This is a genomic window from Legionella micdadei (assembly GCF_000953635.1).
Taxonomy (GTDB): domain Bacteria; phylum Pseudomonadota; class Gammaproteobacteria; order Legionellales; family Legionellaceae; genus Tatlockia; species Tatlockia micdadei.
This window is the reverse complement of the sequence record NZ_LN614830.1, coordinates 705546-723495: the sequence shown is the minus strand read 5'-3', so window position 1 is coordinate 723495 and position 17950 is coordinate 705546. Positions and strand designations below refer to the sequence as shown.

Genomic DNA, 17950 nt, shown 5'->3' with positions numbered 1-17950 from the left:
CTTATTTCCAGGAATCAGATACGAATACATATCCTTTTTTATGAATTGTTTTTATCCGATAAGGCTTTTTACCATCATCATTCAACGCTTTTCTTAAACGTGATATTTTTAAATCGATACTCCTCTCAACTCCATCATATTCACGCCCATAAAGAGCATACATAATGCTATTTCTACTAAGCAACTTATCATGATTCTTAACTAGCAATGCAAGAACTTCAAAGTCACTAGTACTTATTGAAATTTCTTCATCAAAAAGACGAACACTCTTATTACTAAGATTGATAGAAAAATTTCCAAATTGAAATTGATTTTGATTATTAACTAAATTAGGTCTACGTAACAATGCTTCAATTCTTGCTTTTAAAACCTCTTCTGCTACAGGTTTAGTTAGGTAGTCATCTGCTCCTAAGTTTAAAGAGGATACTTCACTTTCAATATCATTAACTGCCGTTAGCATGAGTATTTTCCCCGAATAATCATCTCTAATGGTGTGACATATCTGATCGCCATTCATGCCAGGAAGCATTATATCTAATATTACTATCTCAGGTTGCTCACGAAGAATGCGATAGACAGCCCTATCACCACGTTTTTCAATAGATACTTCATAACCTGCGTCTAGTAAGCTTTCTTTGAGGTAATTTGCTAACTTTAAGTTATCTTCTACAAGCAATATTGATTTATTTTTCATTCTTACTTTCTAAGCCCCTTTAATAGAAAAATTTTTCTTAAAAATTCGGTCAGTGATGCTGTTTAAGTTAAGTTTTACATAGATATCGAAACTTAAGCAAACATACGGAATGTATGTACATTTTATATACAAACACCTTTTTTTATCTCGATACAATTACAAATAGGTGAATGTTATGGAGTGTAAAAATGCTAACTGACACGAGAAGTAAGAAAGAAAACAGAAATGATGAACGATCAAAATCTATTGATAACAATCCATGCGGTATGTGCCGTGCTTTTGGCTTACCCATCTGCAAAGGCCATGGCAGCAGTGGAGGAGGTGATGAAGCCAAAGATGAAAGCCAAAAAAATGATAAGGCCCCTATTCCAAAATATGTACCTACAAATATAGAAGTTAAAGTATTATCTTCTTATTTAGAAAATAGTGAAGTTTGGAATTCTGAAAATGATTTCCTTTATTATTTTAATAATGATTTGGCTGTAATTTCAATTGTATTGGATTCAGCTAGAGGATTAATCCATTTTAAAGGCAATGAATTTCTTAGTGCTAACAGTAAAAAGGATCTAAATGAGCTTTATGACAAGATTGAAGATGAGCTCAAAAAGTTTACTGATGAGATAAATGCAAAAGAAATTAGCATCTCAAGGGAAGGGAATAATTTAAAAATTAATATTCCCGATCACATTTTATATGATCAATTTGTCACTAGGGTTCTGAATAAAAACCTTATTCCTAACAACAACTATTATGCAGATCTTAACTATAAAGCCAATCCACATTTTGAACAAAAAATTGGTGAGAAAAATTCTGCTTATTCTTCTTATAAATTACCAAACCCATTTGATATATCAAAAGGTCCACGGCCTACAAGTGACTTTAAATAATTAAAATGGACCTAAAGTCATTGATAATTTTGCAACACATTCCTTGCTTCTAATATTATAGAAGCAAGGCGATATATTTGTGTTTTAGATTAATTCATATTTGAAAGAGGCAAAGAAGATTATGTCCAAATATTCTGCAATATAAATATTGATATTTAAGCCGATGCCACTATTTCTCCCGACCAAAGAGGCGTCCACGAAAACCTTTGTAAAAAACAACGTTTTAAACAATTCATGTCAATTGGCGTGTATTTAGATGGCTCAGATTTAAAATATTATTTTTTTGAAAATGGTGATATTGCACCAAAAATTTCTACTAGTTTGGTTGAACTAAAACAAGAATTACCAAGTGCACTAGAAAATTTATTTGAAAATACGCCTAAATTATTTATTATGGGTCATGGCGGTAAGTATGGGTTGGAAAATATCCATGGTGCTAGTGAAGAAATATATGAGAATTTTGACAAAATATTAGCTGATTTTGAAAATGCTTTGTCGAAGCTAGACGATGAAATTTTTGTTACTTTAGAAGCCTGTAACACTGACAATCGTGCGTTAGCTGCAGAAGAAGGTCAAGAAATAACATTCTTAGAAAAATTATCAGCAAACATCCGAATATGACTTTTTGTGGAACTGGAAACCCTGGAACCCGAAAGATGTTGAGACCGGGTAAACGTGCCTATAACAGCAATGGGTGGAGGTATTTGGAAACATGGAAATAGTGTGATTTTTTATCACAACACTTACCAAGTTGTAGTACTAAAATCTATGTTTTCTTCAACAGAAACGGCTAAAAAATTAAAAATTAACACGATAGGTTACGCGCGCAAAATTTTTGAAAAAAAACTGTTAGATAATGATGAAAAAGAAGAATTGATAAAAAAAATTTGTGCCTGCCGTGATATTCTTAAAATTGATGACATAAAAATAGTTCCTGGTTTTCCTCAAGGAGAATTTGAAGATCAAGAAATTATAAATTTTGTTAGCCAGGAAAAGCAAATATTGGAAGAAGAAAAAAAATAATTATATAGCGCGTGCACGAGAGATATTAGCACGTGCAAAATCAACAGATAAATTCACAGATAGAGATTTGTTAATAATCACCCCGGGTTTAAAGGATCTTTCTGTATTTATGGGTCATGAAAACTTACTTGATGAAGTCTATGCCAACAAAACTTTGTTACAATTGTTAATGGTGAGTTGTGGAAAAGTCCTCATCGCTGGCCCGAGTAATGATAGTATCATTGATTTGCTATTAAAAAATGGCGTAGATATTAATAGTGTTGATGAAGTGGGCATGACCGCTTTACATTATGCTGTGCAAAATTTTTACAACTATCGAGAAGAACCCTTAACCTTATTAATAAATTATTAAATTGCGAAGCAAATCTCAAAGCTGAAGATAAAGAGGGGCGAACACCTTTGATGTTAGCGGCTATGCACAGCCGAAAAGGAACTGTGATTGCTGGAAGAAATCTTCTGAAATTATTAGAACAAAGACTAGCAAACCCAATTCCATTACCCCCTTACGATGAAATCAGTAATATCAACAAATTTAGGCTTCTTTAAACAGGTTGAAAATGGATGTCTTACAGAACATAGCCAGGATGATCCTCGGTTGCAAAATGAGTACCTGTTTCTCTAGGAATGGACTCCACTTGCGTTTCTTGTTGCCTTATACACGAGTGATAAAAAAATGTTCCCGCGGCGGCCACTCCACATCCTACACCAGCGACAAGTAAGGCAGCAGAAAGAATTTGTGAGCCAACCACAAGCACGGTGACAAGGGCGGCTATAGCCAATGCTAAACCACCCACAGCAGAAGTGAGGGCAAGGACATCCAACAAAAATGAATAATTGTTGCGGCTTATTTTTTTATTAAATCCAATTGCTTGCTGAATACATTCATCAGCGATGGCTTGTATTTTCCTTTCGTAGGCTTGTTTGCCTTCTTGTCGTGTGGGTAAAGGAACGCGCTTCATTAAAACTTTCGCTTTGCGATAATAAGGATTATCGCCCCCTTGAGACTCGTTGATACCAACGAGCATTTCGTTGGGTAATGATGGCGATAGGTGGGTTGGCCTCTCTTCGTAATTATTAAAGAAGCGGTATAGCGGATTAGCTTCTGGTCTTCGTAAAACTCTACTAAGTTGTTGATTCCATATCTCAGCAACTTGATCTTTTGTGTAAACTACCACTTTGTTGCGAAGTCTTTTTGGCAATGATGCGACAATACTTGCCCTTTTATCCTCATCCAAATTGTTAATGAATATACTTTCTGTTCTCTTACAACAACCAAATGCATTAGGATAAATTGAAGTAACGCTTGCAGGAATGCTGATTTGTCGTAGAGTTATGCATCCCCAAAATGCTCTCCGACCTACTGTTCTGACGCCCTCAGGAAGCTTAATTTGTTGCAGACTTTCGCAGCCCCAAAATGCACCAGCACCAATTAAAGTAACGCTCTCTGGAATACAGATTTTCCGCAAACTGTTACAAGACAAAAATGCCTCAGCCCGAATAGAAGTAACACTTGCAGGAATATTAATTTGACGCAGACTTATGCAGCGTAAAAACACTCTAGCGCCTATTTCGGTGATGCCTTCAGGAAGATTGATTCTTTCCAGGCTTGTGCATGCCCAAAATGCCCCAGCTCCAATAGAAGTAACACTAGCAGGAATAGTAATTTGTCTAAGGCTTCTACAGCGCAAAAATGCTCTATCACCAATCGATGTGATACCTTCTTGAAAATTAATTTGTTGTAGGTTAGTACAATCTCCGAATGCTGCGTAACCAATCGAGGCGACATTACTAGGAATGTGGATAAATTTAAGACCCATACAACCCCAAAATGCCCTTTGACCAATCTTCGTAACGCTAGGAGGAATATGGAAAGTGCCATCGCCAGTGAGGTCATCATCATTCACTTTCAATAGAGTAAGGCCATCTTCACTTAACAACACTGTTTTAATTCTCGATATTAGCAGCTCAGTCTAATTCATTTGACCTAATGTTCGTATCATTTCAGTAGGAACCAGACTTATTTTATTGATAGGTCAAATAATAATCAATTCGTTTTTAAATCGTCAAACGAATTAAATTCTAAGCGCAATCCTATTTTGGAATGAGTGCTCTCTAGACAGTTCAATCACTAAGCGAGCGTAGCTAATTGAGGGGTTTCTATCGCTAGATCCCGCGAACAAGCCGCGGGCTTAGGAATAAGGAGGGTGGGATTCTCTATGTGCGTTAACAAAGGTATCGCGAAAACAAATTACGTCCGTAGAGCCATTACCCTAGGAGCAACTGAGGCTGGTTCAGCAACAGCATAAAAGAGAGTACCTCGATAGAAATCCATCAAGTCTTTCTTAGTAAGTGTGTCGCCGCAGACAGTTTTCAAATTTTTGAAAGCTAAGATCTGAAGTTGTTTCAGAATAAATTGTCCGATTTTACTTGGACCTGCTACAGGGTGTCTTTTCTCTATCTCGTCGGCAAAAGCCAAAATATCTTTTTCCTCAATCACATCGCGCCCCATCATAATCTGGTCAACGAGTTTTTCTACCAGTCTATCATGTGCTTCAGGATTTTTTTTGGATTTAGATCTGTCTTCATTAAATGCTGCTGTGTGAAACATAGGATGTTGTAGTTTATGAACTCCATCAATAGGAGGCCGTAGTGTTTGCGTACCCATAATACCCCCACCCATAACAAGACAAGTCATTCCAAAAGAAGAGAAGCGACTAAATCCTAAATCCATAAAGCCTTGCACAACATTCATAAAGCTCAATTCGGAAGTATTATCTGGGTCAAAAAAACTGACATGACGCATCAGACCTGTGCGAACGGCTAATTGATCTTTGACAAATTCTTGAATAGCTTCACGGTATTCTTCAGGATGACGTTGCGCTTGCTTTTCCAAATATCGAGCTAATAATTCTTCTGATTTCATATTTTTTAAAGCTGCGCGAAAGACTTGTGGTGAGAAGGGAGATTTTTTTTTCGTGGATGAGGTTGTTTCCTCTGATTCAGCGATTTGAATTTCATTACCGGGAGGTGAATTGTTGTGAAAGAATTTCATGTTTTTATTCCTTTTAATGTTTTGTTTTAAATGTAATGACGACTCTTCTCGTGTTTTTACAAAAGGAAAGTGTAACATAAGTTTCTTTTTTGATCAAAAATGTATCTATTTTAGCCCCCCTCGAAAGCCCTTTCATTTTCAACATATTTTGGGTATTAAAAGTATATTTAAAAATCATTCCGAATACTTCTTGCTTATTTTGCTATGCATGCCCCCTATTAGCCTGCAAAACATATTTATCTGCCCCATCTGTATGATATTATTTACTATCGTTTCAAGTATCGTAGGGCTATACGTTACTATTGCCATACACTGCGCCCTTGAAATCGCCACATTAATCCGATTCTTATTAAACAGAAAATCAATCCCACGAGGCGATTCATTCGCATTACTGGCACACATGCTTAAAAAGACAATCGGCGCTTCTTGACCTTGAAATTTATCCACACTACCCACTTTTGCTTGCGTACCTAGAGCAAGTTGTAATTTATTCACCTGATAGTTATAGGGTGCTACAAACAACATATCATCCCAATTAATACATCGCTCTGAGCCGTCTTTTGCGATAAACGTCCGATTCATCAATTCTTTTGCAAGATCAACAATGCATTCTACTTCCTCATCACTGGCCTGGGTGTTGCCTTCATGCCCCACCGGCACAGGAATAATACCTGCTTCTTGATTCATTATTCCTTGATAATCGTTTGGTACCAAAATACGTTGGCGATCATTATCAAGCGCTGATTCCAGTTTTCCTTCATAAATTGCTTCACTGATAAAGTTATTCACTGCTGAATGCATGCGGTAGGTTGTACCGAGAAAAACTCCCATCGTTTCAGGAATAGTGGGTGTGGTATGCAACAAATAATCGAGAATGGATAAACCGCTTCCTTCTGGATGATTACCTTGTGAAGGTTGCCCTAATTGCATTTGATCACCCATTAAAATGATGTTATTTGCAGAACGGCTCATGCCAATGAGATTGGCAACACTCACTTGTCCTGCCTCATCAATAAAAAGGTAATCAAATGCTTGCTCGAGATCCGCTCTTGCAAACCCCCACGCCGTGGTGCCAATTACACAGGCAGACTGCAAACTCCCTGCAATCGATTCGTTTTTGTAAACAGTTACCCCAAGCTCGGATAGCTGATTCTCCGTATTTTTAGTGCACGCAAAATAAGCTTGAATATTTTCATCTTTGCAGTATTTGGCCGTACTCATCAATAAATGATTAATCGCCTTATGACTGTTCGATGCAATACCAATCCGCTTACCAAGTTTTAAAAGCTCAGCGATGACGTGCTTTGCAGTATAAGTTTTCCCTGAACCAGGAGGCCCTTGTATAGTAAGGTAACTATTATTCAGATTTTTTACGACAGAGATAATTTGATTCAATCGTTCGTCGGAATCATGGCTTGGCGCGATGGGTGAGCCAGGTGTTAACCCTGTGATTCTTGGCGGTCTGCGCATTAAAAAATCATAAATTGCGGTATTTTCCAATTGACCTTGATCATAGGCTTTAGCAACACTCGCAATGGCAGCTGGTATTGGCTCTTGGTTGATATTTTCATCTGGAATCAGGGTAACCACACTTTCTAATGCCGCACCCGTTTTTAACACAATTAGACCTTCAACAAGATTTGAATCTTTTTTAATAACCTCAGCGCTAATATTTTTGCCATCAGCACGTTCTTGTCCTAAGACTATATACTTGTCAGAAGCCGCTTTAAATTCCTGATTCGGATCGAAGCGGTATTCATAGCAAAGATTTTGATCTCTTGGCTTAAGCTTATAGGCTGGTTTATTTGTTCGCTCACAGAGTGCCAAGCAATCAATATCATCCAAAAGCTCTTCATGGCTTGAACCTAAACGGTCAAATAACCGCCAGAACATAGGCTTTTTTTCACGACGATGAAATTCTAAAACCCAGGCAAAAAGATTTGCAATCCTGGCTTGTCCTTCTAAGCCCTGTGTTTTTAATTGATTGGATTTATTAAGCAGTTTGTCGCGTAAACGGACGACTTCGAGAACCTTTTCGTCCTTTGGCTCAGGAACAATTTCAGTTTTTCCTAGATAAGCAATACCGGTTTCCTGTTGGCGGGCACGCAACCAATTCACCAGTTCTTGGGTGGAATTGCAATCATCAATATTGTAATCGCGAATGGACTTTAAAATGTTTGATGTTTCCCAGGTTTCACCGTCGGGTGACTGACACCAACGCTCATACACAACAATCGAATCACCACCGGACCCCACCTCAGTGTCACGTTGGCCTCTATATAGATGTTCGACATTTTTGATTGAGTAACGCGGCTCGCCTAATAACAGACTACCTTTAACAATTTTGTATAGATCAACAAAGACTTCATTTCGTAAAAGCGTATCAACCATATCCTCACAAATACCGTAGCGCCCCATCAGTTTACGGCATGCTGCTATTTCATAATTGGCATAATGATAAATGTGCATATGAGGATCAAGCTGCCAACGTTCAAAAACCCATTCGATGAATGACCTAAACGCGACCTTCTCTTGTTCTGCATCATGCGCCCAAAAATCTTTATATTGACGCCGTCCCTTATCGTCAAAATATGTAGCACCCCATAAATACTCCAAGCCTCCTTCTTCAAGTGGGAATCCTTCAATATCAAAATAGATATCCAGAGTGGACCCTGACGGTAATAAAGATAATCCCATTTTCTTACCAGGTTCATGAGGGATAATTTGGTAAAGTGGTGTTTGATTTCCAACACTATCTTTTTGAATTTTGGCTTGTGCTTTTAATCGGGTCAATACTTCTGGGTTCATCCCCTTAACATGCTTTATGGGCGTCTCAACAATATCTTGCATGGTATGAATCCCAGCTTTATTCAATTTTTTAATTTGATTTCTGGTTATTGTTGCTATCTGGCATAGGTGGTCAGCCTCAACCAATATTGTTTGGGCATAATTAAACCAGCGCCCCCAGCCGCTGGAATCAGCAGGATTAGGACGATTTTCAGATGAAAAATATCGATGCGTTTGCAAGAATCGTTGTTTTAGATTGAGATAATAATAAAAATAATCATTTGTAGAAAAGCGCACCGGCAAACCAGTTCCGACCACAACCGCGATTTTGTCTGGCCGGCACCCTTGTAAAGTTTCCAACATGTCAGCATAGCAACAAAGTTGCACTAAGAAGAGGGGTTTAACTGTTTTTGAAAGCTTAGTATCCCAAACTTCATAATGGAAATCACCCCAATGACTTTGACCTTCTACTTTCACTAAAAAATCTGCATATCCTTTAAATGGAGCTACGGAAAGGGCAGCTTGATAAATCACATCTGCTCCCGACTGCATGGCAGTGATGGTATCTTTTAAGGCATTTTCTGTCTTTTCAATTTGAACAACAGTTAATTCCTGTTCAATAAACTTGTTTAAAATCTGACGTTCAAGCTCCCCCCCTTTATGTTGCAATACCGACAACAATTCATCTACTTCATCTGCAAACTCAAGTATCTTTGGTTCTCTTAAAGCGAAATGCTCCATCCACGAAGCAAATGGGCTTTCAAGATATAAGGTTAAATCAGAGGGTGAATAGATGATTTGATCGGCTTCAATATACAAAAATATCTCCATTTATGCTTGATTAATAAAATAATGTTTTATTTTCAATTCTTATATAAATCCATATAAATTGTAGCGAATACCAGCGGAAATTCTAAACATAATTAGGCAGGAGGTTGTTCAAACTTAATCGCAGTATCCTATAGATTTTTTTTGTTGTAATATGTGCTAAATACATCCAATATGGTTTACCAAAATGCTTGCAGAAAAAACGAGTCTTGTTCACCTAAGGGATGATGATAATTTATTCGCAAGGCTTCCTATTGAATTACAAGAAATGATATGGGACAAACTCCCTGTTTCAATTTTAATGCAAATTCAAAGAGTTAATACTTTTTTTCAACAAAAAAATTACAAAGAATATTTATTAAAACGATTAGATGACTTTTTTACAATTAAACAGCAAACCTATTTCCACTTCACGACGGATCATATACTACTGTTTACTAATGGGTTGGTTGCTGCTTGTGGTTCTAACTTTCAGGGTAAATTAGGATTAGGGGATGTGGAACAAACGGAATATCCCATGTTTATTAAGACATTATCCAAGCAAACGATTATAAAAGTATGCCTAGGAGGCAGACATAGTGTTTATTTAGATGATAAAGGCCAAGTATGGGTATGTGGTGACAATGAAGATGGACAACTCGGTGTAGGAGAGAGTGTAACCCAGGTTGCTGAACCTATATGCCTATCTAATCTGCCTTTTATTACCGATATATATTGTGGATTAGATTATACCTTGTTCAAAGATCGTGATAATCAACTATTTTTTTGCGGTTCAAATTATAACAATTTTGCTAGTTTAGAGCTTCCCAAAATATTTTTGCCAACAATGATTTCTCCTGAGACTTTTGCAGCTATTACCTGGGAGCTTAGCACTGGAGAACAGTCTGATAAAAAGCAAAAAAAGGACGATTTTTTAGAATTAAAACGAGAAATAATGAATGTTTACCTTAAAGATAATTTTGTGCAAACAAATCAAATGCTAACCCTATCGTCATTCAAGATTTAAACCTAAAGCAGATTACTTATTCTTTTTTGTTGTAAACAACTAGAAAAATCCAGTTTAGGCAGTCACGAGTGATAACTAAAAGTAGTCCTACATTCCATACCTACTAGAGCCTGGGGTTGAGTCCATAAAATTATCTTTATCCAGTTCAGGTGCGCTAGGCATAATTTGCAAATGTGCTGCTAATATTGCACTTTTAAATTCTAAATAGTTTTGCCATAGTATTCTTGGATCCTTTTCCTTATCTCCTGCTCTGTACTCTTCTATTGGTTTTTGTAAGTTTGTTGTATCTTGTAGTTTTTCGATTACTTGGCTAACTAATAAAGCATCGATCTTCAAATCCAATTCAATTATTAAAAACGCTAAAAAATGAGAATCAGGGGAATTGAAAAAGGAAGAAAAAACAGCATCTTGGTATTTAAGAGCCTCTGATGCATTAGTGATGGCGCGGATTTTTTTAATTTCTTTGTTAAAACTTTCAAGATTATTAAATTGAGCAGGTATACGTCTTCTTTCTACTGGTTCGGAGAAAAACGATTTCTCTTTTTTCCAGATAAATGTTGCATTTTTTATGTAAAACTGTCCATATTCTTTTTTATACAATGTTAAAAAATCTTCACTAGCAACAGATTCCATTTTCTCAGCTAAGCCAGGCTTCATTCTTTTTATAGATTGCAGATGAGCTAATATCTTGCGTATATGTTTATTTAAAGCTGTGTTGTTTTCATCTACTGCATCCCTTGAATATTTGGTGTACATAATAATAGCCAATAGCAAAAAATTAACATTGCGCCTAATTTTAATGCACCTATATTAAGGAATTATTAAACAGCAAAATATTGAGGCCGAAGAGGGAAAAGTCTAATTTATCTATTGTCAGAATATAATTTAATTAACACGTGAGCTAAATTTCACCTAGGAAAAAATTAAACCCAACTGTTGCCATAATAAGTTAAAATTGTACTATTGGATTTAATATTGAGTTATAATTAAAATTTTATAGTACATCAAACCGTGATATAATTGTATCTAAATTAACCACATTGAATTGGGTATTATTTACAATACCTTGCTTATACGCCCCCTAAATCATCACTTCTCACAATTTAGGATTAGAAATACCGAATGACATTCGGTTAGCAAATTATTTATAAGGAAACAACATGAGTTTTGCATCATTGGGTTTAATAGAACCCTTGCTCCGTGCCGTTAGCGAATTAGGCTATCTTGATCCATCCCCCATTCAGATTCAAGCTATCCCTGCTGTTTTACGCGGTAAGGATGTCTTAGCTTCAGCCCAAACTGGTACAGGTAAAACAGCCAGTTTTGTCTTACCCATTCTACAAAAATTAAAAGATAAACCACGTGCTAGAAATAACCGGACCCGCGTTTTGATAATCACCCCAACACGCGAATTAGCTGCTCAAATTCATGAAAGCATCATTCAATACGGATGCCATTTGTCACTGCGCTCTGCTGTCGTTTTTGGGGGAGTAAAAATTAACCCACAAATGATGAAATTGCGTGGAGGCGTAGAGCTATTAGTGGCAACGCCTGGACGATTACTGGATTTACACCAGCAGCGAGCCATCCTATTTGATGAAGTGGATATCTTAGTTTTAGATGAAGCAGATCGTATGCTAGATATGGGTTTTATTCATGACATAAAGCGTGTTATCAAGTTATTACCTGCTAATCGGCAAAATCTCATGTTTTCTGCCACTTTTTCTGAAGAAATCCGCGCCCTGGTTAAAGGCATATTAAAGGAACCCATAGTAATTGACGTAGCGCCTCGCAATACCACTGCCGCTACCATAAAACAAACGGTTCATCCAGTGGATAAAAGCCGGAAATCTGCTTTATTAAGCCATTTAATCCATAAAAATAAATTGGGGCAAACACTGGTGTTCTCTCGAACCAAACATGGGGCAAACAAATTAGTAAAGCAATTAGCCCAAGACCACATTCACGCCGCAGCCATCCATGGTAATAAATCACAATCACAACGCACTAAAGCTCTGGCTGAATTTAAATCTGGCGAGTTACACATTTTAGTTGCTACGGATATTGCAGCTCGTGGCATTGATATTGATCAACTACCTTGTGTTATCAATTTCGATCTTCCGCAAGTTGCAGAAGACTATGTGCATCGCATTGGCCGAACAGGTCGAGCTGGCGCTTCGGGACAGGCAATTTCTTTAGTGAGCGCAGATGAGGCGGCACAATTAAATGCTATAGAACGATTGATTAAACGTAGATTAGATAGAATTGAAATTGAAGATTTTGAACCCAACCATAACCTCCCTAATAGCCCATCACCTGCTCAAACTAAAAAAAATAGTCCTAAAAGAAATAAAGCAACCGCCATTGCAGAAAGAGCTCAGAAACAGCGGTTTGGCAAGTGTAAATAGATGTAATTAGCGCCTGGATTAGACGATTTGAGGTAGGTGCAGCTGCTATAGTGCTTTATCCAGGTTTTGATACATGACTATTATTATTTCTTAATGGGACTAGTCCTAATCCACCTGAGGGCTTTTACCATATATTATTTGGGCAGAAGAAAAATTAAATCGAATTAGCTATAAATTGAATCCTTAAGTACAATGAAAGAATAAAGTTGAGATAATTGAGGCTCCTTATGATTTTTGGTATTTTAAATCTTACATTTTGGGGATATATTTTCGCGCTTCTTCTCCTCACACAAATCACTATTGCTTCAGTCACCCTTTACTTGCATCGCTGTCAAACCCATCGGGCTGTAACCTTGCATCCAACAGTGAGTCATTTTTTTCGATTCTGGATTTGGTTAACAACCGGTATGGAGACAAGGGTATGGGTTGCTATTCACCGTAAGCATCATGCCATGACAGATGTTGAAGGGGATCCGCACAGCCCTCAAGTCTTCAGTATAAAAAAAGTCTTTTGGCAAGTCCCTGAATTGTATCGCGAAGCAGCAAAAGATAAGAATATGATTGAAAAATATTCCCATGGCACTCCAGATGATTGGATTGAACACAACCTGTACTCTCGTTATTCTAATAAGGGGGTACTTCTTATGTTTCTAATTGATTTACTACTATTTGGTTTTCCCGGGATAACTATTTGGGCCATACAAATGATGTGGATTCCGCTGTCAGCCGGTGTAGTGAACGGCGTAGGGCATTATTGGGGATATCGCAATTTTGAATGTTCCGATAAGTCAACGAATGTATTGCCTTGGGGCTTTCTGATAGGCGGGGAAGAGCTCCATAATAATCATCATACATACGCTTCTTCTGCTAAATTTTCTGTGAAATGGTGGGAATTCGATTTAGGTTGGTTTTATATACGTTGCCTATCTTTCTTGGGTCTTGCTAAGGTAAAAAAATTACCCCCCAAATTAGCCAGGGACAACACAAAATTACATGCTGATTTAAATACTATAAAAGCTGTTATCGGTAATCGTTTCCAAATTATGTCTGATTACTATAAAAGGGTAACTGTTCCTGTTCTGAAAAATGAAAAACGTAATCATCTTAAAAATAAAAAAGAATGGCATTTATTTAAATGTGCTAGACGTCTATTACGACAAGAATCCACAAACGCTAACTCCCATTTGCTAACCTTACTAAATCGGTTTGAACAATTACAGCTTGTTTATAGTTATCGTCAATCATTGCAACAAATTTGGCTAAAAAAAGTATCATCTCAAAAGGAATTGATTGAGTCCTTAAACCAATGGTGCAAAAAAGCGGAAGAGTCAGGGCTGGATGTATTGCATCAATTTTCTCTTCGACTAAAAAGCTACGTTTTAATTAGCAAAGATGGTCCATCAGTGGAAGTACTGCAAAAATGACCGGTGTTCCGAAACCATGAATGTGGGGGATAGGCATGGGAATGCACCAAACTGGGCATGAAACCCAATCTATTTGTACATGTTGCCCCCTTGCTACCTCAATACAAGTCTAGTGAATTAGTTTTATTTGCAAACATGTCCCTAAAGATTACGCGATATTCATATTGTTAGGTGGGCTATAATTAAAATATTACGGAAAAGAGAAATTTAAATGCTAAACATCGAACCTCAAAAAGTCAGACAAATTCTTACTGAAATAAAGCATTTTCAGGAAAAGGTAGATGAGTACCCCAAATTGACCACCGAAAAGGACACGCCGCTTATTTTATCTGATCCTGAATATCAAAATATGCTCACTACAATAAATAACTTACCACCTAACCAACAGGCAACTTTAGTTGCTTTAATGTATCTGGGTCATGGCGACTTCAAAAAAAACGAATGGAATGAAGCGTTTAATATTGCCCAAAACCAACTGACAAGACATATAGGACAATACCTATTATCCCAACCAAATGTAGTAAACTGCATTGAGAACGGCCTAAATGTTTTAGGCTTCACAAAGAATTGAACATGAGAGTAGGTATTTTGCAAAATTTTTCTCTGATTGAGCATTTAACATTCTTCGTGAAAGAGGCTCTAAATAGGCAGAGTGCTTATCTTAAGAAATATTGAATTCCGTTCCCTTCTATTACCTATCGCGAAATGGATGCAGTCGGATCAAACTATTTTTTGCACCTGATGCAAAAAATACAAGACGATCTCAAGAAAAGAAAGCAGGGATTTGGATTTATAACAGTAATCCAAGTTTCCTAACTAGTAAACTTAAAGGTTTCAGCTTCCCTACTATCTATGCCATACTACGGGAATTTTCGAGCGTTTTCCCTTATCTGATATTAAAATGAACTCAAACTTCAAGATAACCACATTTATTTTGTTAAGAGGTGAGAATCAACCTTAATTGATAAGTAATGGTTCATATCCTTATGTTGGATTTCGAACACAAACGGTCAGATTAGGCCCTGAAGGGAGCTGGGCATCAATGCGCAATAAATTAATAAAATCGATTTTTCTAGGGGCGCTCTTACTTACTTATGGTTTGCTTTTTTATTTCCTTATAAATCTTAAGTTAAATTCGGATTTCACTTCTTTTTATGGCTCAACTCTGGCTTATACTCAGGGTATGAATCCTTACCAAGGAGTAACAAGTTCTTTTTTACCGCATTCTATTGACGTACCTGTGGATTTAAACCCCCCTTTCTTTTTGGAGTTATTTGCGCCATTTAGCCATCTAACCTTCATTACAGCATCTATCTTATGGTTTTTCATTTCATTAATTTTAGGAGGAGTTGGAGCCGTATTAAGTTTTTTTATTTTTTCTTCCCCGACAATGTTTAAAAAGTACTGGTGTAATTTACTCCTACTTTATTTAGCCATGTACCCAACCATCATGAATATTAGTTTCGGCCAGTTGGGTAATTTTTTATTATTTTTTATTGTCCTCGGTTATTACTTTTTTTCTCATAATAAGAAAGACTACTTGGCTGGTTTTTTTTGGGGAATTGTCGTTGCAGTTAAATTATTTCCAGCCTTACTATTCTTTTTTGTCCTGGTACAAAGGCGGTATAAAGTCTTTTGGGCTATGCTAGTGACCGCTAGCTTTGCAAGTCTTATTCCTTTATTTACCCATGGATTTCAAATCTATGTCCTTTATTTCAAAACACTAAAGAATGTTTTATGGTATGGCAATAGCTGGAATGCATCCATTTATGGTTTTCTCTATCGTTTATTTATCAATGTGGATACTCAGCAGAATTTTTTACCGATAAAAATTATTTATTTATTTATTTTTATTGCCTTATTGAGCTGGTATATAAAAAAACTTCATTATTTCCAAAAGATTGCCCAGCCCCATTACGCTTTTTGTTTAACCATAATTATGATGCTACTGTTGAGCCCTTTTGGTTGGCTTTACTATTTTCCACTGCTGGTTATGCCGTTAATACTTATCCACAAAGCTTTAAGCTCGACACTTCTTGCTTCTGGAGCAAAAAACCCAAAAATCTGCATTAACGAATCTGCTCCTACCTTAAACATAAGAGAAGAAAAAAAGAAAATATTTTTTGGAAATAATGTGCGTGGAAAATCATTGTATAATTTATGGATCATAGGATTATTTCTTATTTGCTTTCCTCAAGGTAATATTCAAGCTCGTTATATGGGGTTATTTATCTACAAAATAACAGTCTATTCTGTTTTTTTTTACGGCTTGCTGTTACTCGTATATCTTTTAAATACAACTTGTCGTTTTGCTCCCTATGGCCAAGCACCACATGCCCATAGCACTTGCCTTTTTCCCGCAAAAATTGTTTTATCTCTAGGATTAAGCGTTGTTTTAATAATCCTTCTCATGCATTTTTATCTAATACTCCTTTAGCCTGTTATCGGCATTCTCTCCCAGCTTCTGGTAATTATATTTCGGACTATCCAGTTGACTAATAGCTATTCCGATAAGTGATCGCTATCTCGATTCAGGTATTTATCCATTAGATCCCGGTGCCACAGAACGGATTAGTATGAATCCTGGATAAGCTATTGAAGGTCGAGAAGACGGTTACCTATGACCAGCAATCCATGATGAGTTCAAACCACTTCTCATTGGCTGCGTCGACATGAATGGCAATAATCTCTTAGCAGATGTGTCTATCGATAAATCTGTAGATGAAAACTTATTCCACTTATTCACAGGAACTATCATATTGTACGTAATATAACCATTGGCAAGGCAAATGATCCGGATGGCTATATCACCGGTATTGCTGTTGAAGGAGCCAGAGAAGCAGTTATTGCTTTTACTCGGATTTTTGTCAGCAATAACCAAGCCAAACAGCTTACAGGCGTTCGAGTATCTAATCTGGGCAGATGAAAAATAAAGTTTTGATTTTTTATTCTGCACTGCGGTGGAGTCTAATTAATCAGTTATTTAATTCTTAATCGTCCCTTAATCTATTTTTATTACAATAATGGCGATTTTTGAATTCTTAGATTAAGGGTATGAAGTTTTTTGAAGAGAGTCATCATTTAAGATTATATTATGCGCAAAAAGCAATTGATTATACTCTATCTAGAATAAAGTACTCGAGCAATTTAGGCGACAATGACAATAGCAATTCGTTAGAAACTGGAGAAGATAAAACTTTCAATAAGATGCGAAGCATTGAAATAACACATGCACCGTACACATTTGAATGGATAAATATTATTTCTGATTTAGCTGAATACTATTCTGTTGGAAACTGTTGCGAAAAATCATGTGTTGCCTTTATGTATTTATACAAAAAATTTTCTCGATTACCTATCGATCAACGGCCCTCGCTTGAACTCTTTAATAATCCTTTTGATGATCATTTTTTCGTTGTTATTGGACGCTTCAATGGTACAGAAAGCTCAGACCCAAGAACCTGGAATCCAGGAGCAATCATCTGTGATCCCTGGGCCGAAACAAAAAGCTTTGCAATCAACCAAATTGATTTCGATAATATTGAAAAACAAACGAATTATGTAATTCAATCACTACGTTCCCATGATCTTTTGCACCCAGGATTAATCTTGAAGCGCGATGTATTAGCGAAAGCAAATCAAGTTAAAGACAGAATCGTAATCTCTCAAGAGTGTCTTGTTTTACGAGCACGCTTTGATTTTCTACGAAATCAATTATTTTGCTTTAATCAGAATGTACCTATCACTTATGAAGCTTGGGATTATCCAAAAGAAAAGCATTATAAAAAACAAATCGACCTAGAAACCAAGTTGCCATTTTAAGTACTGAAATCATCAGTAA

15 protein-coding genes are annotated in these 17950 nt (G+C 36.7%); 10 read left to right on the top strand and 5 right to left on the bottom strand.

Annotated features, from left to right (window positions below; translation table 11 throughout):
- Position 1 precedes the first annotated feature (1 nt).
- Positions 2–694: a response regulator gene (locus LMI_RS03245; protein ID WP_045098511.1), complete on the bottom strand. Its 693-nt coding sequence runs from the start codon at positions 692–694 to the stop codon at positions 2–4.
- A gap of 188 nt (positions 695–882) precedes the next feature.
- Here LMI_RS03245 and LMI_RS03240 point away from each other — a divergent pair, with 188 nt between their 5' ends.
- The 4 genes from LMI_RS03240 (at position 883) to LMI_RS15255 (ending at position 2956) form a co-directional block, all read left to right on the top strand.
- Complete coding sequence (locus LMI_RS03240) at positions 883–1581, top strand: hypothetical protein (RefSeq protein WP_045098510.1); 699 nt, start codon at positions 883–885, stop codon at positions 1579–1581.
- 234 nt (positions 1582–1815) lie between these two features.
- Positions 1816–2202: a hypothetical protein gene (locus LMI_RS14795; RefSeq protein WP_052679437.1), complete on the top strand. Its 387-nt coding sequence runs from the start codon at positions 1816–1818 to the stop codon at positions 2200–2202.
- Between the two features lie 54 nt (positions 2203–2256).
- Complete coding sequence (locus tag LMI_RS14790) at positions 2257–2604, top strand: hypothetical protein (RefSeq protein ID WP_143001019.1); 348 nt, start codon at positions 2257–2259, stop codon at positions 2602–2604.
- A 109-nt stretch (positions 2605–2713) separates the two neighbouring features.
- A complete protein-coding gene (locus LMI_RS15255) occupies positions 2714–2956 on the top strand; it encodes an ankyrin repeat domain-containing protein (protein ID WP_143001018.1) in 243 nt (80 codons plus the stop codon).
- A 214-nt stretch (positions 2957–3170) separates the two neighbouring features.
- Here LMI_RS15255 and LMI_RS14780 read toward each other — a convergent pair whose 3' ends face one another.
- The 3 genes from LMI_RS14780 to LMI_RS03220 form a co-directional block, all read right to left on the bottom strand.
- A complete protein-coding gene (locus LMI_RS14780) occupies positions 3171–4544 on the bottom strand; it encodes a leucine-rich repeat domain-containing protein (protein WP_052679434.1) in 1374 nt (457 codons plus the stop codon).
- A gap of 308 nt (positions 4545–4852) precedes the next feature.
- The gene (locus tag LMI_RS03225; protein WP_045098509.1) at positions 4853–5656 is read right to left on the bottom strand and encodes a caleosin family protein; all 804 of its coding nucleotides are present in this window, start codon (positions 5654–5656) and stop codon (positions 4853–4855) included.
- 174 nt (positions 5657–5830) lie between these two features.
- Positions 5831–9262 (bottom strand): TM0106 family RecB-like putative nuclease, encoded by a 3432-nt coding sequence (locus LMI_RS03220; RefSeq protein WP_045098508.1) that lies wholly within the window; start codon positions 9260–9262, stop codon positions 5831–5833.
- A 196-nt stretch (positions 9263–9458) separates the two neighbouring features.
- On the opposite strand from LMI_RS03220, the gene LMI_RS03215 reads away from it, so the two are divergent.
- Positions 9459–10277: an RCC1 domain-containing protein gene (locus LMI_RS03215; protein ID WP_045098507.1), complete on the top strand. Its 819-nt coding sequence runs from the start codon at positions 9459–9461 to the stop codon at positions 10275–10277.
- A gap of 87 nt (positions 10278–10364) precedes the next feature.
- Here the strand turns inward: LMI_RS03215 and LMI_RS03210 are convergent, their stop codons facing one another.
- Complete coding sequence (locus LMI_RS03210; protein WP_045098506.1) at positions 10365–11033, bottom strand: hypothetical protein; 669 nt, start codon at positions 11031–11033, stop codon at positions 10365–10367.
- 404 nt (positions 11034–11437) lie between these two features.
- On the opposite strand from LMI_RS03210, the gene LMI_RS03205 reads away from it, so the two are divergent.
- The 5 genes from LMI_RS03205 to LMI_RS03185 all read left to right on the top strand — a co-directional run bounded on the left by LMI_RS03205 (position 11438) and on the right by LMI_RS03185 (position 17931).
- Positions 11438–12685 carry a DEAD/DEAH box helicase gene (locus LMI_RS03205; protein WP_045098505.1) on the top strand — a complete coding sequence of 416 codons (1248 nt, stop codon included), beginning with the start codon at positions 11438–11440 and terminating at the stop codon, positions 12683–12685.
- A gap of 227 nt (positions 12686–12912) precedes the next feature.
- Complete coding sequence (locus LMI_RS03200) at positions 12913–14109, top strand: DesA family fatty acid desaturase (protein WP_045098504.1); 1197 nt, start codon at positions 12913–12915, stop codon at positions 14107–14109.
- Positions 14110–14320: 211 nt separating this feature from the next.
- Positions 14321–14680, top strand: a complete 360-nt coding sequence (locus LMI_RS03195; RefSeq protein WP_045098503.1) for a DUF3775 domain-containing protein — start codon at positions 14321–14323, stop codon at positions 14678–14680.
- A 471-nt stretch (positions 14681–15151) separates the two neighbouring features.
- A complete protein-coding gene (locus tag LMI_RS03190; protein WP_052679433.1) occupies positions 15152–16546 on the top strand; it encodes a glycosyltransferase family 87 protein in 1395 nt (464 codons plus the stop codon).
- 617 nt (positions 16547–17163) lie between these two features.
- Positions 17164–17931 carry a hypothetical protein gene (locus tag LMI_RS03185; RefSeq protein ID WP_045098502.1) on the top strand — a complete coding sequence of 256 codons (768 nt, stop codon included), beginning with the start codon at positions 17164–17166 and terminating at the stop codon, positions 17929–17931.
- Positions 17932–17950: the final 19 nt, after the last annotated feature.